Genomic DNA, 21,258 nt, shown 5'->3' with positions numbered 1-21,258 from the left:
AGAGGCTCCTTCATTATGACTTGAATCCTGCAGTTTGTTGTACGTTCCATCCTTTCTTCGAATGAAATGAACCGTCCTTCACGGACGACAGAAGGGAGGGATCACATTCTGTAATGGATGATTGACCTGAAAGGGCCAATGTTAAATCGAGATCGGCCAGTATATTCCGGATCACGTCTTTCACCCCTTGTTCACCTGCCAGGGTCAGTCCGTACATATAGGGCCTGCCTATGAGAACGGAATCTGCTCCGAGGGCCATGGCTTTTACTACATCGGCACCACGCCGGATGCCGCTGTCAAAGAGCACAGGGATGCGGCCGTTCACAACGTCGCATATCACCGGAAGGGAGTCTAATGCTCCAATGGCCCCGTCAACCTGTCTTCCACCATGGTTGGATACGATGATTCCATCCATTCCCAGGTCGACGGCAAGCTTGGCGTCGTCGGGGTGGAGGATTCCTTTCAATAGGATCGGCAGGCGTGTATGTTCACGCAGAAAGTCCAGGTCATCCCATGTCAAGGAAGCATTGCCAAACACTTGGGACCAGAGGATGGCAGCTGCACTTCCATCAACTTCCGGGGGGTCTTTCAGCTTTGAACGGAAGACGGGATCGCTCACGTAATTACCGACTCCTTCTCCCGTCAGAAAGGGAAGATAGGCGTTTTCAAGGTCGTATTCACGCCACGCCATCATTGGGGCATCAAGAGTGACAACGATAGCGGAGTATCCTGAAGCTTCAGCCCTCTTAAGCATACTGGCTGCAATCTCAAGGTCATTACTCCAATACAGCTGGAACCATCTTGGGGAGTCCCCCATGACGGAAGCGAGTTCCTCCATGGAGGAAGTGGACGCTGAACTTGCAATGAACGGGACATTCATGGATGCCGCCGCGCGTGCAGACGCCAGCTCTCCATCAGGGTGAACGATGGATTGCACTCCGATCGGTGCAAGGAGGAGGGGAGAGGGATAGGTTTCTCCAAATAACGTCACTTTCAGGTCGCGATTTTCTACATTATTCAGCATACGGGGGACAATCTGCCAACGGTCGAGGGCACTTCTGTTGGCGCGCATAGTCTCTTCGCCGCCGGCCCCTCCCGCCACATAATAAAAAGGGCCGTCTTCAAGCTTTTCCCGTGCCTTTTGTTCCAGCTCTTCAAACCGGAAAGGGATAGAGGGACGGACCTTCTTCTGATAAATTTCATTTTGGACATGGTTTCCATACTGATTCATGGTCTTTTTCTCCTTTCATCTTTGCCGGAAGAAATGCAAATCGTAAAAAGGAAGCGTATGTAATCGGCGTGCTTTTCCTTATATGGAAAATGGTACTTGTGGTATTCAGAAAAGTCAAACAAATCATTTTTTAATAAGAGGCTGGGACAAAAGTGTTTAGTTAAAAGAATTTCGAATGATCATTCGAAATTCTTTTTTGAAAATCGAAATCGTTCGGATTGATCAATTTGATGTAGTGAGTAGTGGTTGATTTCCGCTCCACGTGCTCGCTTTCCGCGGGGCGTGAGTTGAGCCTCCTCGGCTGCAAGTGGTGTCCTACCCCTGTCCAGCTCCGGCGGCTAGCCCCTCGAGGTCATAAGCTAAATGATCCAAGAAGGCAAAAAACGCCTTCTTAGGCCCATTCATCTTATGCTTGTCGGGGCTGGGCAAGCCGCCTCCGCTTTTCGTTGTTTCCCGCAGGAGTCGAGCACCTGCAGCGAGAATCAACTTCCCAAGCGTAATTACTAAAACATTGTAATGTCGAGATTGCTTCACCCATTGAATACACTAACTCACTAACTATTTCTATGAGATGCAGTGATCGATGACCGTTGTTTATCCAAATTCTCTTTCTAACCTGAAGTGAATGACTCATTCTGCGCCGACACATCTCAAATGATCGAACATTCGAAAACTATAGTCTGTGTATGAATAACAATAACCATGGTGCCCTGGCCTTTTATTATTTTTGCGAAAGCATAACCAGTGTATATAGCAGGATCTAGCTATTGATTGGAGTGCAAGACGAAGACTCCTACGGAAAAAGCGGAATAGGAGAGACCCCGCGGGAGCGAAAAGCGACGAGGAGGCTAGCCGAACGCCCGAGGAAAGCGAAGTCTTCCACGGAAATCAATAGCGGTGTAGCAAGCAACCCTAACTAATTTTTTGATTGTTCGTCTTTGGAGGAAATGGATTTAGTTATGTCCCGTCATATCCAATTTATATCCCAACCTGCTTTTTAATCGCATCCAATCGTTTATCCAGCTCATCAGAAACGGTTTTCACTTCTTTGTGCTTCGTTGATTCCAGGTCATTCAGGTAGTTCCTGATTTTCTCTTGACGGTCATCAAGGAGAGAAGAGATGGCAGAGCGTTTCTCTGAATCAATGAGCTCCTCTTTTTCCAGGCGGTTGAGTGTCTGGATCATTCTGTTTTCTTCATTCCGAATCATGCTTTGATAAGTAGAGACGATATCCCTCAAGGCATTATAATGATCGACCGTTTTCCAAACATTGTCACTGAACCGGTGGACTGCCCACCACCTCCACGTATTTTTATTGATGGCTTCTTTCCACACATTTTCGATTTCAGACAATTGCTGTTTCGTTTTAACCGAGGAGTACTCTCCGCCACCGGCATCGGCCACCTTCTTCAATTGTTCGTCGGCTTCAGAGTCCACATCGAATCCGATGATATTGATTTTGACATCGGTATTGTCCGCCTTCACCATTGTGGCTGCGGCCACCGGATCCCCATCGCAGGTTTCGATACCGTCGCTCACGACATATATGAAGTTCTCCGTCTTTTCGTCACTTTGGGAAGAGAGTTGTTCGTTGGCTAATTCGATGCTTGAAGCCAGTGGGGTCCAGCCCTTGGGATCGAATTTTGTCAGTGATTCCGAGAAGGCACCCTCATCATATGGTTGAAGCGGGTAGATAGATTCGACTGCTTTACACGACATCTCTTTATCGGCATCACTTCCTGTCCCCTTATGTCCGAACGCAATCAGGGAAACATCCACGGATTCGGGTAGCTCCTTTGCAAGAGTTTCCAGGCTCTCTTTGGCAAGGGACATCTTGCTTTCACCATCCACGTCTGCTTTCATACTCCCGCTCGAATCGATCAACAAGGCGACATTCACCTTTTTGTCTTCCTTCTCGGTGATTTCATCCATCGGGACATCCTGCAGGAGTCTACCGTCGGGCAGCTCCATTTCTTCATATACAACCTCATAGTTTTCAAGCTCAGAGGCAATATCCCCGTATCTCGTCCGGAGACTTGAGAGGATGGAGTTTGTCCACTTTTCATCACTCCATGTATCCGTTTCTTTCTGTCGAACATCTTCCACATATTCATCCACGGCCTTTTCTGAAGCTTCTTTATATGCCTCAGGATCTTTGGCACCGTTCTTATTTTCTATGTATTGTTGGTAAAGGTCCCCTGCCTCCTGGTTGATCCATTCTTCAGGTGTGATGCTTGATGGATCCACTTCCTTAGAGGCTGTGCCCGGTTCCTGGACGTTTTTCTTTTTGGTGGAAACGTCTTCAGCATGATCCTGGCATCCTGCTAAAAGGAAGAACAGGGAGGATAAGATTAAAAGTGGTTTCATGTGTCTCATATCATTCTCCTTTTTAAAATTTTTCAATGCACTATTTTATCCATAAATTTACTTTTTATCTACTACCCTTAGAACCAGGACAATAAACCCATAGATCACACAATAAAAAAAGCGCCCTTATTGAGTAAATAAGGACGCCTCTTTATGTTATTTCGGTATGGAGCATAGCGGGATCGAACCGCTGACCTTTTGGCTGCCAGCCAAACGCTCTCCCAGCTGAGCTAATGCCCCGTGAATCGGTCAAGGTTTATTATAAGAAAGTTCAGAGTGTTCGTCAATGGTTTTTTATCATATTCTTACGTTTATTTTTCATCTATTGAAAAGCGGCGAGACCCCCGCCGCTTTTTTGGATATGGATCAATCTTCATTCTTCACTTCACATCTTTATTCGCTAATTCCAACCCTTTTACAAGTGCCGAAGCTTCTTCATCAGCAATCACCGTAACATGGTCATGGTTATTCAGAATCGAAGCAGGGAAGCTTTCAGAAATAGTGCCTTCTACTAATTTTCTTAGTGCTTCCTGTTTCGCTTTGCCTGAAACAAGGAGGAGAATTTCCCTGCTTTTCATGATCGATGAGATTCCCATCGTAATCGCATGGGTCGGTACTTCATCAATTGAATCGAAATAACGGGCATTTGCCTCGCGGGTTGACTGAGCAAGTTCCACCACGTGGGTGTTGGATTCAAATGATGTCCCTGGTTCATTAAAGCCAATATGACCGTTGCTTCCGATCCCAAGTACTTGAATGTCGATGCCGCCGTGGGAACGGATTTTTTCATCATATGCCTTGGATTCCTTTTCGGGATCGGCTGCATCTCCTGAAGGGATATGGGTGTTTTCTGAATCTATATCAATGTGTTTGAATAGGTTCTCATTCATGTATTGGTAGTAGCTGTTCGGGTGTTGACGGGATAGTCCGATGTATTCGTCCAGATTGAAGGAAGATACATGTCGATATGACGTTCCATTTTGTTCATGGTCATCAACCAACACCTCGTAAAGCCCTTTTGGGGTGCCTCCGGTGGCCAGTCCCAGGGTCAGATTTTCGGATGTTTTCACTTTGGATAATAGATAGTCTGCAGCGACTTGACTCATTTCCTGGTAGTCTTTTACTTCAATTCGTTTCATGAGTGTCATCCTCTCGAATATAGGCTATTTTCCCTTTGCATATCGTGGTGTATACGTCTTTATTCTCATCTAACAGGACGATGTCTGCATCTTTCATGGGTGCGATGCTTCCTTTGCGGCCAAAAACATTTAATTGTTTGGCGGGATTCTCTGCTGTCATTTTTATCGCACTTCTCATATCACTTGTTGTGAATGATTGAATGTTTGAAAAGGCATCCTTCATTTTCAGTACGCTTCCTGCCAATGTGTCTTCATCTAACAGGGCCTTGCCGTCCTTCACCGTCACCATCTGACCGCCGAGATCATACTGACCGTTCTTCAGACATTTCGCCCTCATGGAATCGGTGATAAGGATTAAGCGTTCATCTGTGATCTGATTGAAAGCCAGTTGAATCACTTCAGGTCGGACGTGGATGCCATCGGAAATCAATTCCACCATCAGTTCCTGTCTGAGGAAGGATGCCCCGGCGATTCCGGGCTCACGGTGATGAAGGCCGGACATTTGATTAAACAAATGGGTCACATGGGACAAGCCGGCATCGATGGCTTCCCCGACCTCATCGAAGGTTGCACTGGAATGGCCGACTGAAGAGACGATACCATTTTCTTTTAAGTAACGGATCAATTCATAATCCTCATCAAGTTCTGGGGCGAGCGTGACTAATTTGATGTGGTTTTGAGAGAGTGCCTGCCACCGTTTAAAAGTGTCGACGCTCGGCTTTTGGATTCGATTGAGAGGTTGCGCGCCTGCCCGGTCCGGATTGATGAACGGTCCTTCTAAGTGAAGGCCGAGAATTTCCGCCTGACCATCTTTTTGATGATTGGACATATAGTCCGCGGTATTCTTCAATGCTTTCTCGATGGCATCGGATCCTTCTGTCATGGTTGTTGCAAGGAAACTCGTGGTTCCTTCTTTCGGAAGGGTCCTGGTCATCGTATCAAGGGCTTCCCTGGTCGCATCCATGGTATCGGATCCGTTGACGCCGTGAATATGAATATCTATCATTCCCGGGACCACACTATACCCATAGGGAAGAGAAATCACTTTGTAATCATCTGTACCGGCTAAGCGGGAACGGTCGCCGATTTCGGTGATCATTCCATTCTCGATTTTGATATACCCTTTTTCATACACTGTATCTTCTGCATAGATGGTTCCGTTCAGTATGAGCATTTTTTCTGTTTTTGAGGTCATTGAAATCACTCCTTGAGTACTTTACCACTCTACAATACCATCAGTGAGTATAGATGTCTATACCAGTTGAGTTTAGATTGCACATTTTCACTTCAGAATTAAGGGGTATCATTTAAATAAATAAAGCAATAAGGTCTAATCAATAAATTGGTATAGACATCTATTCCTTTTTAATGATATGATTCTGCCTAAGCGCTTTCACTTGAAATAAAAGGAGAGAATAGTATGTTAGGTTTTTTACAACGAATCGGTAAATCGCTCATGCTTCCCATCGCGGTCCTGCCTGCAGCTGCATTACTGCTGAGATTGGGTCAGGATGATCTGCTGGGTATCGCATTCATGTCTGAAGCAGGAGATGCCATATTTAAAAATTTAGCATTAATCTTCGCCATCGGGGTGGCCATCGGGTTTTCGAAAGATGGAAATGGTACAGCCGGATTGGCAGGTGCCATTGGTTATTTGGTATTATCGGGTGGGTTAAAAGCCCTTGATCCGGATTCCGATATGGCGATTTTCGGCGGAATCATATCCGGTGTCGTGGCAGGATTATTATATAACCGTTTCAACGATATTAAACTTCCGGCATGGCTCGGATTTTTTGGAGGCAGACGTTTCGTCCCTATTGTGACAGCTGCATCCATGGTTGTACTCGCAGGGATCTTCGGCGTCATCTGGCCGCCGATCCAAAGTGGGATCAATTCCATCGGTGAATGGATCATCGGGGCAGGTGCGACGGGAGTGGGTGTGTTCGGCCTGCTAAATCGTCTCCTGATTCCGGTTGGACTGCATCATGTGTTGAATACCCTCGTCTGGTTTGAATTCGGTACATTCAAAGATGCAGCGGGTGAAGTCGTGAAAGGGGATATTCCCCGATTCTTCGCAGGGGATCCTACAGCCGGGACCTTCCAGACCGGGTTCTTCCCGATTATGATGTTCGGTCTTCCGGCAGCGTGTCTCGCCATGATCGTGACGGCAAAAAAACATATGCGTGCCAACGTAGCGGGGATGTTGATCGGTCTCGCCGTCACTTCCTTCTTAACGGGGATCACTGAGCCGATTGAATTCAGCTTCATGTTCCTATCTCCTGTCCTATACGGGATTCACGCTGTCCTGACGGCGAGTTCTATGGTCGTTACCTATGTACTTGGCATTCATCATGGATTCGGGTTCTCTGCGGGTGCCTTTGACTACATCCTTAATTTCAGCATCGGTCAAAAACCTTGGCTGTTACTCGGAGTCGGGATTCTTTACGGGATCATCTACTTCCTCCTGTTCACTTTCTTGATCAAGAAGTTCAACTTGAAGACTCCGGGTCGTGAAGATGATGAAGACGTTGTGGCACCGGAAAAGAATTCAGGCGGGAATGGTAAATACGAAGTCATGGCTTCACACTTCCTTCAAGACCTGGGTGGAAAAGATAACCTGGCCGTCATCGATAACTGTGCCACACGATTACGTCTCGAAATCAATGATGTCACACTGGTGGACGAAAAAGCGTTAAAAGCTCACGGGGCGAAAGGTGTGATGAAGGTGAATAATCGGAACCTTCAAGTCATTGTAGGAACAGATGTAGAATTTGTCGCAGACGAGCTGAGAAAGCTGAAATAAAAGGAGACTGATTGATTCTACTGAGCTGTCCTCATCGGATCGTTGTCTGTTATATACATGATAGGTATAATAAAATAGAGCATAAATCCGTAATATCGAAAGGAGAACCGTTCGTGGTTAATAAAAATTCTCCTCTTCCTTTGTATTATCAGTTAGAAGAACACCTTAACCATTTAATACAGTCTGAAGAGCTAAAACCGGGGGACGCCCTGCCGTCCGAACGGGAGCTTGCTGAGTCGTTTAAAATCAGCAGGATGACCGTGAGACAGGCGATTACCAATCTGGTGAATAAGAATGTCTTATATAGAGAGAAAGGGCGGGGCACATTCGTTTCCCACCGGAAAATCGAACAAAACCTCCAAGGACTGACAAGCTTTAGCGAAGACATGAAAAGCAGGGGACTCGTGCCTGGGAATAAATTATTGCATTTCGAAATTTCACCGGCATCAGAGGATATCCGGGAACTCCTTTCACTGGAGGAAGAAGAGCTTGTGTATACGATGAAGCGGATCCGCCTTGCAAACGGCGAACCGATGGCATTGGAGACGAGCTATATACCCGTCAAGCTGCTTCCTGGATTGAATCAGGAAATATTGGAGAAATCCCTGTATCACTATATCGAAAGAGAGTTGAATCTTCGCATCAGTCATGCCACCCAGTCAGTGGAAGCGGCACTTGTGACAGAAGCGGATACGAAACATCTGAAGGTGAAAAACGGGGAGCCGGTGCTTTTCATCCAACGGGATTCATTCCTGGAAGACGGTACCCCTTTTGAATTGGTACGATCCGTATATCGAGCCGATAAATATAAGTTTAAAATCAACCTCGACAGAATGTGAAAAAAGGAGCAGGAGCCCTGTTTTAATAGGGATCCTGCTCCTTTTTGATTACAGTCCTTTTGTTAACAGGGGAATCCGCCCCCGGTACTTCTCGATCAACCTTTCATTATGATCCCCTGCACCATCCACGTTTCCGCTGATGAAGATAGGCGGCTCAAACCCTCTTTCCGCCATGTGTTCGATGGCACCAGCCATGATGCTATTCAAAATCGCAGATCCGACAACGGTTGAAGATGGAGAAAACGGAACGGCCACCCGTTCATCAGTAAGGACTGCATCCCCGACGACAGAGTGATTGTTCATGGCAAGATCCACTACTTCACTAAGAAATTTCCCGCTCGGATGCCTGGATGTTTCTTTTTCGACGTAGTCAAAGGAGCTGATGGAAGCAACATAAGCGCCCTTCTCCTTCGCATGAAGGGCCACGTCGATAGGGACGGGGTTCTTTCCTGAGGTGGAGAGAACGATCACCACGTCTTGAGGCTGGATATCCTGCCAACACATGAACTCTGACGCATACCCTTCTGCTCTTTCTAATTGAGAAGACCGTACGGCGCCTTCATGGAGCATGAGTGGCTCGATCAAAATCGGGTTGACCGGAACCAGTCCACCTGCTCTGTAGAACACCTCTTCAGAGAGGATGTGAGAGTGGCCGCATCCAAACAGGTGGATGATGCCGTCATGTTGGATGCAGATAGAAATGCGTTGAGCAAGACTAGCTATCTTCTCTGCTTCTTGCGTTTGAACCACTTGAAGTTTTTCCTGGATTTTTTCAAAATATGCAGTAATCATTCTGTTCCCGCTTTCATTTTTTCTTTCAGCATACCATAATGTTAATGAATCTATTCAATTCTCTCTCCCCACGGAAAGCGAGCGCCTGCGCTCTTTTCATACGTATAAAGGATATTCATTTTTCAAACATACCAATAGATGTTATAGTAAGATAATATAAAATCGGATTTCCTGAAAGGATGTTCTTTATGAGCTATAAAATGATTGTACTTGATTTAGATGATACATTATTACGGGATGACCAAACGATTTCAGAACGCACGAAAGGTGCACTCACACAAGCACAGGAAGCCGGAGTGAAAGTCGTCCTAGCATCTGGACGTCCAACCCAGGGTATGCGTTGGGTAGCGGAAGAATTGAAACTCGATCATTACGGAAGCTACATTCTACCTTTCAACGGATCGAAAATCATAGATTGCAAGACAAATGAAGAGAAATACAGCCGGACCCTTTCAGCTGAAATGGCTCATTCCTTATATGATATAAGTAAACGAGAAGATGTAGGTATTCTGACTTATTCAGAAGACGCCATTATAGTAGAAGAAACAAATCAATTTGCTTCCATAGAAAGTGACCTGACAGGCCTGCCGGTGAAAGTCGTTCCGGATTTTAAGGAAGCGATCACGGGACCGGTCGTGAAAGCTCTTATGCTGAAAGAAGCCGATCATCTGGCCGAAGTGGAGAAAAAGCTTCAAACAGAGCTTCACGATGAACTCAGCGTGATGCGATCGAAGCCGTTCTTCCTGGAATTCACCCAGCTTGGTGTCACAAAAGGAGCCAGCCTTGACTATCTGATCAAGTCCATGGATATCAAGCCTGAGGAAGTCATTGCCATCGGGGACAGCTATAATGATCTGACCATGATTGAATTTGCCGGCCTCGGAGTCGCCATGGGTAACGCCCCGGATGACATTAAGGAGAAGGCGGATTACGTTACAGCATCCAATATGGAAGACGGCGTAGCAGAAGTGGTCGAAACATTTATGTTGAATGAATTGTCCAAACTGTGATGGTAAAAGGACCGGAGTCCATTCAGGGGACTCCGTTTTTTTTTGCCCATTTTTAAATAAAAGGAAAAAAATGTATAAAACCTTCCGTTCTATGATACTATTAAAAGTAACATTGTAAACCGGAGGACAAAGTTTTGAAATTTATAGGTGGTGTAGTAGTCAAATTCCTATTATCGATCATAGGGATCATTTTTATAGGCGGCCTGCCCGTCCTGCTATCGGGTATTAACGAGCGGGAATTGAAATTGCAGGCGTACTGGCAATCCATAAAGGAGATTGTTTATGCCCTGTCTCATGCCGGGGATTTAACATATGTGGTAATCGGTGGACAAAAGGAACGTGACTTGTTTCCTTATTTATGGGAGCCGATCATCTATTCCTTGATCATTTTATTTTCCGCTTTTCTACTCGCAAGTTTCTTGAGCATCCTCCTCACGATCTTCACCATGCTGTTTTCACAGAAAAAACGAAATCGAATCAAATTCATCTTATATTTATTCGAATCGATACCGGATGTTCTGGTCATCCTGCTTTCTCAGCTTGTTGTCCTCTTCCTGTATAAGCAGACAGGCTTCCTGTTGTTTGAAATTGCTTCCGTAGCAACAGAAAAGGCGTATCTTCTTCCTATCCTTGTGTTGGCGGTCTTGCCTACGGTTCAGCTGTTCAGAATTTCAATCCTTTCGTTTGAAAGGGAGGAAGAAAAAGACTATGTGACACTGGCTCAATCGATTGGCTTGGGGAAACTGGTGATTTTAACATTCCATATATTAAGGAATGCCATTATCTCCGTTTTTTTTCAATCAAAGAAAACGGTATGGTTCATGCTGTCCAATTTATTCGTCCTCGAGCTTTTGTTCAATATCGCAGGGATTACCCGTTTCCTGAAGTCGACATTACAACCGAAGATGTTTACGATCGCCATTCTTTCGATTTTCATTCCTCTGTTTGTCTTTTATACGGTGGGAGAAATGATTCTCTCTAAAAAAGCCAATAAGGGGGAGGAAATTTGATATGAAGAAAAGCGTATGGAGAAACCCGTTCTTTCTTACTGGATTTATATTTGTTTTTGTGATGATTGCGTCTAGTTTCCTGTATTCGTTTGTATGGGGGAACGAGGTCAGAAGATTGTATTTTATCTCTGTAGAAGGAATGGTCGTGGAATCTTCGCCTATTTCACCGAAGTGGCTTTTTCCATTCGGGACCGATGCCCAGGGGCTTGATATGCTCGGTAAAATCATCATCGGGGCGAAATATACAATCTTAACGGCCTTTGTGATTGCCTTCTTACGGGTTTTTTTATCGATCCCCCTCGGTTTGATACTGGGAACCTTCCTGATGAAGTACAAGAAGTACATCAATGGCTGGATCGATTCCTTTCACTACATCCCTTTGACGATTCTTGCTTATTTTTTGCTGGAGCCGGTCCTTTGGGAACCGTTCGAAGGGTTTTCCACTTCCATCGTGGAGCGGTCCGTCATCGAAATTCTCATATTAACGCTACTTATCGTCCCGATCTTGTCTGCGCTCCTGGGAAATGAAGTGTCTTTAGTGTACAAGCAGGAATTCATTTTGAGTGCGAAAACACTGGGGGCAGGGAAGTGGAGAATCATCTTTAAGCATATCTTACCTTCCATGAAAGAAAAGCTTGTGATTTTACTGGGGCAGCAATTCATGCAAACACTCGTCATCTTCATACATCTGGGGTTACTCACCTTATTCTTGGGTGGGACGGACGTGGACTATCAGATGGTACATGACCCCCCAAGGTCGATTACGTATGAATGGTCCGGGCTGATTGGCGATTCGTTCCGCTATCTTCAAGGGGCACCGTGGATCCCATTGACCCCGATCCTGTTTTTTTCTGCGACGATGCTATCGGTTTCGTTCATGATCGAAGGATATGTCCAGTCAACGAGCGGGCAGTCCTATTATAAACAGAAATTCAAAGCGGCCTACCGCCAAACGAAGGAAAAGAAAGTGAAAGAGCTGGATAAATCGGATTTTCAGAAGGTAAATATGTAAGGATGGAGCATAATAAATGTGAATACACCTAACTTACTGGTAAAAATTTCATGAGGGATTTATGTTTTACGTAAAGATTTATGGGGAATTAGTTTACACTGAGCAAACAAAACAAGGATATATTTTACAATGGTAGTATATTCAACCACCAGGGTGGGAATATATGGGCCGTTCACTTCTTGTTCAAATATCCTTAACCCTTGTCAGCCAAGGCATCTGCACCGTATTTGGCGGCGTTTGTCGAATCCCCATGAAATATTTTTGTTACATTTACCGCAAAATGTTATACACATGAAATCAATTTTTGTTATAATACTCGTTGTTGATTCGATTGGATTTACATTCGCTTTACAATCTCTTAATCAAATGATGCTAATAATTGCTATAAATTAAATACAATAAAAAAAGGTGATGAAGTATGAACTTCTTTAAAAGACAGTTTGAAGATATGCGCACTGGGAAGTTATCGTTCTTCTTTACAGTCGTCGTATTATTTTGGATCAAGACCTACGCAGTATATTTAGCCGAATTTAATCTCGGAATACAAAATGCGCTTCAGCATTTTCTTTTATTTCTTAACCCATTAAGCTCAGCGCTCCTATTCTTTGCACTGGCATTATTCTGGAAAGGCAAGGGACGGTATATTGCATTCATCGTCATTAACTTCCTGATGTCCTTTGTCCTTTATGCGAACGTAGTGTACTATCGTTTCTTTAATGACTTCATTACAGTTCCGGTATTACTTCAGGCAAAGACGAATAACGGACTTGGTGGAAGTGCACTGGAATTATTGAGTCCTATCGATATTCTGTACTTCTCTGACCTGTTCATTATCATCGGATTAATGATCATGAAAAAAGTGAAGCCACAGGAAAAATTACGCTTCCGTTCAGTATTTGCCGTCATGACATCAGCAGTCCTTGTGTTCTTACTGAACCTTGGCCTTGCGGAGATTGATCGTCCAGAACTATTAACACGAAGCTTTGACCGTAACTATCTTGTGAAGTATCTTGGTACTCACAACTTTACGATTTATGATGTGATCCAGAATTCTAAGACATCTGCCAAGCGTGCCCTGGCAGACAGCAATGAAGTATCAGAAGTAGAGAACTATGTAAAAGCCAATAAAGTGGATCCGAACCCTGAATATTTCGGTAAAGCAAAAGGTAAAAACGTCATTTATGTATCGATGGAATCCCTGCAAAACTTTGTGATCGGGAAAGAAATCGATGGGCAAGAGGTAACGCCATTCCTTAACTCACTAGTGGAAAAAGAAGATGCGATCTATTTCGATAACTTCTTCCACCAGACGGGGCAAGGAAAGACATCAGATGCCGAGTTCATCATGGAAAATGGATTATTCGGATTACCTCAGGGTGCCGTTTACATGACGAACGCAAACAACACGTTACAATCCGCACCTGGAATCTTAAAAGGTGAAGGATATACTTCAGCGGCGTTCCACGGAAACTATAAAACGTTCTGGAACCGTTCTGAAATGTATCGCACGATGGGATATGATGAGTTCTACGATGCAACGTATTATGATATGAGTAAACCGGAAGAGCAGCTTCCTTACGGATTAAAGGATAAGCCGTTCTTTGAAGAGTCCATGCCGATGCTAGAAAAATTACCACAGCCGTTCTATACGAAATTCATTTCGCTATCGAACCACTTCCCGTTCGATCGTCATGAGGATGATACAGACTTCGAACCGGGTCAATTTGGCGATGGTGTAGTGAACCGTTATTTCCAAACGGCCAACTATATGGATTCTGCTTTGGAACAATTCTTTAATGATCTGAAAGAAAGTGGACTATATGATGATACCGTCATCGTCCTTTACGGCGATCACTATGGTATTTCTGAAAACCACAATAAAGCAATGGAACAAGTCACAGGCGAAGAAATCACAGATTTCAAAAATGCACAGCTTCAACGTGTTCCGTTATTCATCATTGCTCCAGGAGTAAAAGGTGAAGTCAACCACACATACGGTGGTCAAATAGACGTCCGTGAAACACTATTCAACCTTCTTGGTGTGGATAACAAAGACTTCATCAGCTTCGGTCAGGACTTACTGTCCAAAGATCGCAAGCAGATCGTACCGTTCCGTAATGGAGACGTCATTACACCTGAGTACTCTGATATTAAAGGGGTATGTTACGATAACGAAACGGGTCAACCTGTAGAAGAAGGAAGCAACGCATGTGAAGAGGCATCTAAAGAAGCTACGAAACGTCTCGAACTTTCAGATAAAGTAGTATATGAAGACTTACTTCGTTTCTACAAACCAGAAGGCTATAAACAAATCGATCGTTCAGATTATCAATATATAAACCCGAATCCGAAAAGCACAGAAAATCCTGAAGCTTCACAGGAAGAGTCGCACGAGTAATTCGGGAATGCGAGCCAGTCCTTTCACCATGATGGTGGGGGCTGGCTTTTTTTGTTGTGGGGAGGAGTTGTTCGTTCAACTGCTGAATATGTGGGGAAAATCAGCAGAGGGAAAAAAGAAGGATTTTGACAGTTGATTAAATGCATTGATCAATTATGACTGATTAATGATTGAAATTGAATGTTTTTGATTAAAAATGATTGATTTTTGTAACCGTTCTCATTATAATGAAGGTAACAAACGATCGGAGAAAGTAGGAGAGACCATGTTAACCGAGGAACGTCATCGAATCATTTTAGACTTATTGAAGGAGAAGGATGCGATTAAGATCCAGGATATCGTGGATGCAACGAATGCCTCAGAGTCAACGATTCGAAGGGACCTGACGCAGCTTGAACAGGAGAAATTCCTGAAGAGGGTCCATGGCGGGGCGTCAAAGCTTCAAGGCAAACTGAAGGAATTGAGCGTTTCTGAAAAATCATCCAAAAGCCTTCATGAGAAACAGGCGATCGGCCGATACGCAGCCGCTCTGGTGGAAGAAGGGGATTGCATCTATCTGGATGCCGGTACGACGACCTTGAGTCTGATCGATTATCTTCCTGAAAAAGACATTGTCGTTGTCACGAATGGATTGACCCATGTGGAAGCCCTGCTTCAAAAAGGATTTAAAACCTATATGATCGGTGGGTACGTCAAGCCCGTAACGAGAGCGATGGTCGGTAGTGGGGCACTGGACTCCATTCGTCAATACCGGTTTGATAAAGCATTTATGGGAGCAAACGGCGTGCATGCACAATATGGATTCACCACCCCTGATCCTGAAGAGGCCCAGGTGAAGCGCATGGCCATCGAGTTATCAAGAGAAGCTATATTTCTTGCCGATGATTCGAAATTTGGGGAGATTGCTTTCAGTAAAATAGTGGATCTCGATAAAGCGATGATCATTACGAACACTCTGGATGAAGAACATGATAAGGAAATGAAGAATCAAACTACAATAAAGGTTGTGACAGCATGATTTATACATTAACACTGAACCCTTCTGTAGATTACATTATGGAACTTGACTCCTTTCAAAAAGGCGGTCTAAACCGGAGCAGTGCGGAAAGTGCTTTTCCAGGGGGAAAGGGAATCAACGTCTCCCGTGTTTTACACAAATTGAACGTGGATAGTGTGGCTCTCGGATTTGCAGGTGGACATACGGGGGAATACATTAAACAATTTTTGAATCAAGAGGATATCAGAACAGAGTTTGTCGAAGTAAAGGAACCCTCTCGCATAAACGTCAAGGTGAAGGCGGATGATGAGACGGAAATAAACGGAAGCGGCCCTTCCATTACTGAAGAGCATATCCGGGAGCTGCTCGATCAAATATCTTCCTTGACGGAAGATGACATGATCGTGCTTGCCGGTAGCATACCTGGTTCTGTGCCAAAAACATTTTATCAGGAGATTGCGACTCAATGTGAAAAACAGGGGACAAAAGTAATCATCGATGCTGAGAAAAAACTGATCGAACCGGTCCTGTCCTTAAAGCCATTCCTTATCAAGCCGAATCATCATGAGCTCGGGGAAATGTTTGATGTTGAGATCGACTCTATTGAAAAAGCAGTACATTACGGAAAGAAACTCAAAGATACCGGTGTTGAAAACGTCATGGTATCCATGGCTGAAAAAGGTGCACTTCTACTGACTGAAGATGATGTATTTTATTCTTCTGTACCTAAGGGGGAATTGAAAAGCTCGGTCGGTGCAGGGGATTCAACGGTCGCCGGATTCCTTGCCGGCCTGTCGAGGGGATGGAGCGTGAAGGATTCATTCCGCTTGGGTACCTCAGCCGGATCGGCGACTGCCTATTCCATTGGCCTCTGTTCATCGGAACACGTAGAAAGATTATTTGAAGATATTCAGATTACAAACATATAGAGGGGGAATTCAAAATGAGAATAACGGAATTACTGACAAAAGATACGATTCAGCTTCAGGTATCTTCTCATTCAAAAAACGGAGTCATTGACGAGTTGGTATCCGTTTTGGATCAAAGCGGTAAATTGCAGGACCGTGATGAATTCAAGAAAGCGATCCTTAATCGGGAAGCACAGAGTACGACTGGGATCGGAGAAGGAATTGCGATTCCCCATGCGAAAACATCCGCTGTTAAAGCACCTGCGATTGCGTTCGGGAAATCAGTAGAGGGCGTTGATTATGAATCCCTTGATGGCGCACCAGCTCATCTTTTCTTTATGATTGCAGCGACTGAAGGGGCGAATCAGACCCATTTAGAAGCACTCAGTCGCCTTTCTTCCATGCTGATGGATATGGACGTCCGGAAAGCGCTTTTGAATGCCGCTACAAAAGAAGAGGTATTGGAAATCATCAACGCTCATGATGGTGAGGATAAAAAAGAAGAGACACCCGTTGAAACGTCAGATCCGGGCGGGAAAATACTTGCTGTAACGGCTTGTCCTACCGGGATAGCTCATACGTATATGGCAGCCGACGCTTTAAAGGCAAAGGCAAAAACGATGGATGTGAATCTGAAAGTAGAGACAAATGGTTCAGGGGGGGCGAAGAACGTCCTGACACAAGATGAAATCGAAAGTGCCATAGCCATCATTGTCGCAGCGGACACGAAAGTGGAAATGAACCGCTTCAAGGGAAAACACGTCATCGAAGTTCCTGTGGCGGAAGCGATCAGACGTCCTGAAGAACTATTGAATCAAGCCATGAAAAAGGATGGCCCGGTTTATAAAGGGGGAGAACAGGAGGAAGATACCGATAAGGGCTCTGAGAAAAAGCAAAAATCCGGTTTCTATAAACACCTTATGAATGGTGTATCCAACATGCTTCCGTTCGTCGTAGGAGGAGGGATCCTGATTGCGATCTCATTTCTATTCGGCATTCAGTCAGCGAACCCTGATTCTCCGGAGTACAATGAGTTTGCGGCGATCTTGAATACGATCGGTGGAGGAAATGCCTTTTATCTGATGGTTCCTGTCCTTGCAGGATTCATAGCCATGAGTATAGCCGACCGACCTGGATTTGCACCGGGTATGGTAGGCGGATTGATTGCGGCAACGGGTCAAAGTGGGTTTTTAGGCGGGATCATTGCCGGTTTCTTAGCCGGTTATGTCGTACTTGGTATCAAACGGTTGACTAAGAATTTCCCTTCCGCACTGGAAGGAATCAAGCCGGTGCTCATTTATCCGTTACTTGGTATTTTCATTACAGGTGTGATCATGCTTCAATTCCTGGTTGAACCTCTGAGTGCACTCAATACGGGCATCCAGAACTGGCTTGACGGGCTGGGGACAGGGAACTTGATATTGCTTGGATTGATCCTCGGTGGAATGATGGCTGTCGACATGGGAGGTCCTATCAACAAAGCGGCCTTCACGTTCGGTATCGCCATGATAGAAGGCGGGAACTTAGCACCACATGCGGCCATTATGGCAGGGGGGATGGTACCTCCATTAGGACTTGCCATGGCAACGACATTATTTAAGAAGAAGTTCAATGATAATGAGCGGAAAGCAGGTATTGCTGCTTACTTTATGGGTGCTTCCTTTATTACCGAAGGCGCGATTCCATTTGCAGCAGCGGATCCATTCCGTGTGATTCCATCGATTGTGGCGGGATCTGCGATTGCAGGGGCATTGACCATGTTCTTCGGGATCGGTTTACCTGCACCGCATGGGGGATTATTCGTCTTCCCTGTAGTGGAAGGGAATCCATTCTTATATCTACTGGCGGTTCTGATCGGATCCGTCATTACAGCGCTAATGGTAGGCTTCTTGAAGAAACCTGTAAAATAGCCTGGAGTAGGACAAATAAAAGAACGAGGGACTTTCTCCTCGTTCTTTGTTGCGTTTATAAGCTTTCAATCTCTACATCCTTGATTCCTTCTATATCTGAAATGGTGTAGTAAATGTCTACCGTCTTTTTCCTGAAATCAACTATGATCTTTAACTCTAATAGATGGTGCTGATTCTTCAAATCTTTGATCCTGATATTTTCAATGGTAATCTCTTCGGCTTTGATTTTTTCAATGATCGACTTGATCTCCTTCTTTTCGGATATCGTGGCGCGTAGGGATAATTCTTTTTCCCTCAGACGCTTTGGGCCTAAGTAAGTAATGATGATCGGGACCACTTCTACAGATACGATCAACAGGATGACCCCTGCAGTTGCTTCGAAATAAAAGCCTGCTCCTACGGCTATCCCTATTCCTGCTGCCCCCCAAATCATCGCAGCAGTGGTCAAACCTGAAATACTATCGTTCCCTTTGCGCAGGATGACACCTGCTCCCAGGAAGCCGATACCCGAAACGATCTGAGCGGCTAATCGAAGCGGGTCCATGGTGATGTTCACTTTATCCGATCCCTCAGCAAGATAGGCTGATTCCATTGACACAATCGTTAATAAACAACTCACAATGCAGATGACAAGAGACGTCTTCAGCCCTACAGGCTTTCTCTTCAATTCCCTCTCGAGACCTATGATCAATCCCAATACGGCTGAAACACCGAGTTTTATCAAGAATGTCGTATCTAATAGTTCCATTCATCCCCCTCCAATCCTTCAGACTCCAAAAAAATTCATGTAGTAATTCGGTTCGTCTGATTATAAAATAGAGCAATGAACAACATATATCAGGAGGTCTGTCATGTCGGATACGAAAGTAAATCCATACCTTATACTTGCTATCGGAGTCATCTCCGTTTCGACCTCTGCCATCTTAGTGAAGGTATCGAGTGCGCCATCAGGCATTTTGGCATTTTACCGGTTGTTTTTCACCGTTCTTCTAATGTCCCCGGTATTTTTCTTAAAGTATGTGAAGGAATTGAAACTTATTACTGTGAGAGATTGGATGTTTTCGATTTTAGCAGGTGTATTCCTGGCGTTTCATTTCATCCTTTGGTTTGAATCGTTACACTACACCTCGGTCGCGAGTTCAACGGTGCTTGTCACACTCCAACCGTTATTCGCGTTTATCGGTGCGTACCTATTCTTTCAGGAGAAATTGACGGCGAAGGCTTTATTATCCGCTGTCTTAGCCGTTGCCGGGAGCTTCATCATCAGCTGGGGGGACTTCCGTATAAGCGGCAGCGCTCTCTGGGGAGATATTTTGGCTTTGATTGCATGCGCCCTTATAACGGGATACCTCTTATTCGGGCAGACAATCAGAAAACGGCTATCTCTTATGACTTATACGTATCTCGTTTATGCCATAAGCTCAATCGTCTTATTGATCTATGTCCTTGTCCGGTCGGAAAGTCTTGGACCTTACCCGAAAGAGGATTGGGCCTACTTCCTTCTTCTTGCCATCATCCCGACGCTACTCGGGCATTCATTGTTTAATTGGTCGTTAAAGTGGTTAAGTACCTCGACGATCTCCATGGCAATCCTCTTTGAACCAATCGGTGCATCTCTCCTCGCCTATTGGCTCTTGGCGGAAAAAGTTCAGATGACTCAGGTGATAGGCGGCATGGTCATTATGACCGGTGTCACTCTCTTTTTAATAGAAGAAAGAAAACTGAAAAAACTTACCCGTGCCAGGGAGGTGAAGACGGATGCACTATAGAAAGGCAGAAAAGCAAGACGCAAAAGGACTGGCATACGTCCATGTGCATAGCTGGAGGACCACCTACCGGGGAATCGTTTCAGAAGATTACCTCGAGTCTTTATCCATAGTGGAAAGAGAAAAGAGGTGGGTCAATATCCTTGAAGATTCCCATCACACGTATGTATGTGAAAAGGGAGACGGAGAAATCGTAGGTTTTGTTTCAATTGGAAAAGAGCGTTCAGGTAAATATGAAGGAGAGTTGTATGCCATCTACCTTTTGGAAGATTATCAAGGGAAGGGCATTGGGAAAGCATTATTTGATATTGCCAGGCGAGAGCTCAAGAACAAAGGCTTCAACTCCATGTGGATCTGGGTGTTGAAAGAGAACCCGTCGAAACACTTTTATTACAAATATAATCCTGTCCTGTTGAAGGAAGAGATATTGACAATAGGGAATGAAGAGCACCCGGAAGAAGGACTGCTATTGGACCTCAAACAAAAAGACTAAGGAGCGAAGGAGCCCCTTAGCCTTTTTGTTTCATCGGACTTAAGAAAATACGTATGTAAACCCGGAAAAAACAAAAGCCATGACAACAGAAAAAATAAAGGTCAGTCCCCTGACAGGAGCAGTACTTTCACATATCTTAAGGGCCTGTACATAAGAATACGCAAATAAATATACTGCCATGATGAAAGATAGAAATAGAGCAACGGTTGTAAGCATGTCAGAAAAATCCCCTTTCAGAATGCGTAGTACTCATGTATATGGAGGATATCCGATTATCAGAACATGCTTAAGGTTAATTATATTTTAAGTTTTCCTTAAAAATATATTGCAATAGCATTAACTGCGTGTTATATTAATAAACGTCGCTGATACAGCAACATCATTCATGAAAAATAAATGAATAAAGTTGTTGACGCGAAAGTGTGAAACATGATATATTAATAAAGTCGCTTCTTGGACAAGTGATAAACATTGAACCTTGAAAACTGAACAAAACAAGACAATACGTCAACGTTAATTCTAGATTTATTTTTAAAGAGCTATTCAAACTTTTATCGGAGAGTTTGATCCTGGCTCAGGACGA

At 44.5% G+C, this 21,258-nt stretch carries 19 protein-coding genes and 1 tRNA gene; 12 read left to right on the top strand and 8 right to left on the bottom strand.

The window, feature by feature from the left end; genetic code table 11:
- Positions 1-13 precede the first annotated feature (13 nt).
- Together NQ095_RS04090 and NQ095_RS04085 are read right to left on the bottom strand one after the other, a co-directional pair.
- Positions 14-1,231 (bottom strand): lactate 2-monooxygenase, encoded by a 1,218-nt coding sequence (locus NQ095_RS04090; protein WP_258262234.1) that lies wholly within the window; start codon positions 1,229-1,231, stop codon positions 14-16.
- Positions 1,232-1,546: 315 nt separating this feature from the next.
- Positions 1,547-1,765, bottom strand: coding sequence for a hypothetical protein (locus tag NQ095_RS04085; RefSeq protein ID WP_258262233.1), 219 nt, complete (start codon positions 1,763-1,765; stop codon positions 1,547-1,549).
- A 233-nt stretch (positions 1,766-1,998) separates the two neighbouring features.
- Here NQ095_RS04085 and NQ095_RS04080 point away from each other — a divergent pair, with 233 nt between their 5' ends.
- The gene (locus tag NQ095_RS04080) at positions 1,999-2,151 is read left to right on the top strand and encodes a hypothetical protein (RefSeq protein ID WP_258262503.1); all 153 of its coding nucleotides are present in this window, start codon (positions 1,999-2,001) and stop codon (positions 2,149-2,151) included.
- Positions 2,152-2,209: 58 nt separating this feature from the next.
- Here NQ095_RS04080 and NQ095_RS04075 read toward each other — a convergent pair whose 3' ends face one another.
- The 4 genes from NQ095_RS04075 to nagA form a co-directional block, all read right to left on the bottom strand.
- On the bottom strand, positions 2,210-3,607 hold the full coding sequence (locus tag NQ095_RS04075; RefSeq protein WP_258262232.1) for a vWA domain-containing protein: 1,398 nt from the start codon (positions 3,605-3,607) through the stop codon (positions 2,210-2,212).
- 158 nt (positions 3,608-3,765) lie between these two features.
- Positions 3,766-3,838 (bottom strand) — tRNA-Ala (locus tag NQ095_RS04070).
- Between the two features lie 140 nt (positions 3,839-3,978).
- Positions 3,979-4,737, bottom strand: a complete 759-nt coding sequence (nagB, locus tag NQ095_RS04065; RefSeq protein WP_258262231.1) for a glucosamine-6-phosphate deaminase — start codon at positions 4,735-4,737, stop codon at positions 3,979-3,981.
- Complete coding sequence (nagA, locus tag NQ095_RS04060) at positions 4,724-5,932, bottom strand: N-acetylglucosamine-6-phosphate deacetylase (protein ID WP_258262230.1); 1,209 nt, start codon at positions 5,930-5,932, stop codon at positions 4,724-4,726. Before nagA ends, nagB begins: the two co-directional genes overlap by 14 nt.
- Positions 5,933-6,157: 225 nt before the next feature.
- On the opposite strand from nagA, the gene nagE reads away from it, so the two are divergent.
- Both nagE and NQ095_RS04050 read left to right on the top strand, forming a co-directional pair.
- Positions 6,158-7,540, top strand: coding sequence for an N-acetylglucosamine-specific PTS transporter subunit IIBC (gene nagE / locus NQ095_RS04055; protein ID WP_258262229.1), 1,383 nt, complete (start codon positions 6,158-6,160; stop codon positions 7,538-7,540).
- 113 nt (positions 7,541-7,653) lie between these two features.
- Positions 7,654-8,379: a GntR family transcriptional regulator gene (locus tag NQ095_RS04050; protein WP_258262228.1), complete on the top strand. Its 726-nt coding sequence runs from the start codon at positions 7,654-7,656 to the stop codon at positions 8,377-8,379.
- Between the two features lie 48 nt (positions 8,380-8,427).
- Here NQ095_RS04050 and NQ095_RS04045 read toward each other — a convergent pair whose 3' ends face one another.
- On the bottom strand, positions 8,428-9,171 hold the full coding sequence (locus NQ095_RS04045) for an SIS domain-containing protein (protein WP_258262227.1): 744 nt from the start codon (positions 9,169-9,171) through the stop codon (positions 8,428-8,430).
- 188 nt (positions 9,172-9,359) lie between these two features.
- Here NQ095_RS04045 and NQ095_RS04040 point away from each other — a divergent pair, with 188 nt between their 5' ends.
- The 7 genes from NQ095_RS04040 (at position 9,360) to NQ095_RS04010 (ending at position 18,416) form a co-directional block, all read left to right on the top strand.
- A complete protein-coding gene (locus tag NQ095_RS04040) occupies positions 9,360-10,181 on the top strand; it encodes a Cof-type HAD-IIB family hydrolase (protein WP_258262226.1) in 822 nt (273 codons plus the stop codon).
- 134 nt (positions 10,182-10,315) lie between these two features.
- Positions 10,316-11,191, top strand: a complete 876-nt coding sequence (locus NQ095_RS04035) for an ABC transporter permease subunit (protein ID WP_258262225.1) — start codon at positions 10,316-10,318, stop codon at positions 11,189-11,191.
- A gap of 1 nt (position 11,192) precedes the next feature.
- On the top strand, positions 11,193-12,203 hold the full coding sequence (locus NQ095_RS04030) for an ABC transporter permease (protein ID WP_258262224.1): 1,011 nt from the start codon (positions 11,193-11,195) through the stop codon (positions 12,201-12,203).
- Positions 12,204-12,621: 418 nt separating this feature from the next.
- On the top strand, positions 12,622-14,601 hold the full coding sequence (gene ltaS, locus NQ095_RS04025; protein ID WP_258262223.1) for a lipoteichoic acid synthase: 1,980 nt from the start codon (positions 12,622-12,624) through the stop codon (positions 14,599-14,601).
- Positions 14,602-14,797: 196 nt separating this feature from the next.
- Positions 14,798-15,619: a DeoR/GlpR family DNA-binding transcription regulator gene (locus NQ095_RS04020; protein WP_375162806.1), complete on the top strand. Its 822-nt coding sequence runs from the start codon at positions 14,798-14,800 to the stop codon at positions 15,617-15,619.
- Entirely contained in the window at positions 15,616-16,527 is a 912-nt protein-coding gene (gene pfkB / locus NQ095_RS04015) for a 1-phosphofructokinase (protein WP_258262221.1), read from the top strand. Before NQ095_RS04020 ends, pfkB begins: the two co-directional genes overlap by 4 nt.
- A gap of 14 nt (positions 16,528-16,541) precedes the next feature.
- The gene (locus NQ095_RS04010) at positions 16,542-18,416 is read left to right on the top strand and encodes a PTS fructose transporter subunit IIABC (RefSeq protein ID WP_258262220.1); all 1,875 of its coding nucleotides are present in this window, start codon (positions 16,542-16,544) and stop codon (positions 18,414-18,416) included.
- A 55-nt stretch (positions 18,417-18,471) separates the two neighbouring features.
- Here the strand turns inward: NQ095_RS04010 and NQ095_RS04005 are convergent, their stop codons facing one another.
- Positions 18,472-19,164, bottom strand: coding sequence for an MgtC/SapB family protein (locus NQ095_RS04005; protein ID WP_258262219.1), 693 nt, complete (start codon positions 19,162-19,164; stop codon positions 18,472-18,474).
- A 103-nt stretch (positions 19,165-19,267) separates the two neighbouring features.
- Here NQ095_RS04005 and NQ095_RS04000 point away from each other — a divergent pair, with 103 nt between their 5' ends.
- The gene (locus NQ095_RS04000) at positions 19,268-20,185 is read left to right on the top strand and encodes a DMT family transporter (RefSeq protein ID WP_258262218.1); all 918 of its coding nucleotides are present in this window, start codon (positions 19,268-19,270) and stop codon (positions 20,183-20,185) included.
- Positions 20,175-20,675 carry a GNAT family N-acetyltransferase gene (locus tag NQ095_RS03995; protein WP_258262217.1) on the top strand — a complete coding sequence of 167 codons (501 nt, stop codon included), beginning with the start codon at positions 20,175-20,177 and terminating at the stop codon, positions 20,673-20,675. The genes NQ095_RS04000 and NQ095_RS03995 overlap by 11 nt, the downstream gene beginning before the upstream one ends.
- Positions 20,676-21,258: the final 583 nt, after the last annotated feature.

It is taken from the genome of Rossellomorea sp. SC111 (assembly GCF_024733565.1).
Lineage (GTDB): Bacteria > Bacillota > Bacilli > Bacillales > Bacillaceae_B > Rossellomorea.
The sequence above is the reverse complement of the archived record's forward strand: the minus strand, read 5'-3'. Positions and strand labels throughout refer to the sequence as shown.

Bases quoted from the DNA above. Each gene is read 5' to 3' on its own strand.
- NQ095_RS04090 (WP_258262234.1), bottom strand. From the start codon at position 1,231: ATGAATCAGTATGGAAACCATGTCCAAAATGAAATTTATCAGAAGAAG.
- NQ095_RS04030 (WP_258262224.1), top strand. From the start codon at position 11,193: ATGAAGAAAAGCGTATGGAGAAACCCGTTCTTTCTTACTGGATTTATA.
- ltaS (WP_258262223.1), top strand. From the start codon at position 12,622: ATGAACTTCTTTAAAAGACAGTTTGAAGATATGCGCACTGGGAAGTTA.
- NQ095_RS04005 (WP_258262219.1), bottom strand. From the start codon at position 19,164: ATGGAACTATTAGATACGACATTCTTGATAAAACTCGGTGTTTCAGCC.
- NQ095_RS04010 (WP_258262220.1), top strand. From the start codon at position 16,542: ATGAGAATAACGGAATTACTGACAAAAGATACGATTCAGCTTCAGGTA.
- NQ095_RS04075 (WP_258262232.1), bottom strand. From the start codon at position 3,607: ATGAGACACATGAAACCACTTTTAATCTTATCCTCCCTGTTCTTCCTT.
- NQ095_RS04045 (WP_258262227.1), bottom strand. From the start codon at position 9,171: ATGATTACTGCATATTTTGAAAAAATCCAGGAAAAACTTCAAGTGGTT.
- pfkB (WP_258262221.1), top strand. From the start codon at position 15,616: ATGATTTATACATTAACACTGAACCCTTCTGTAGATTACATTATGGAA.
- NQ095_RS04000 (WP_258262218.1), top strand. From the start codon at position 19,268: ATGTCGGATACGAAAGTAAATCCATACCTTATACTTGCTATCGGAGTC.
- nagE (WP_258262229.1), top strand. From the start codon at position 6,158: ATGTTAGGTTTTTTACAACGAATCGGTAAATCGCTCATGCTTCCCATC.
- nagB (WP_258262231.1), bottom strand. From the start codon at position 4,737: ATGAAACGAATTGAAGTAAAAGACTACCAGGAAATGAGTCAAGTCGCT.
- nagA (WP_258262230.1), bottom strand. From the start codon at position 5,932: ATGACCTCAAAAACAGAAAAAATGCTCATACTGAACGGAACCATCTAT.
- NQ095_RS04040 (WP_258262226.1), top strand. From the start codon at position 9,360: ATGAGCTATAAAATGATTGTACTTGATTTAGATGATACATTATTACGG.
- NQ095_RS04020 (WP_375162806.1), top strand. From the start codon at position 14,798: ATGATTGATTTTTGTAACCGTTCTCATTATAATGAAGGTAACAAACGA.
- NQ095_RS03995 (WP_258262217.1), top strand. From the start codon at position 20,175: ATGCACTATAGAAAGGCAGAAAAGCAAGACGCAAAAGGACTGGCATAC.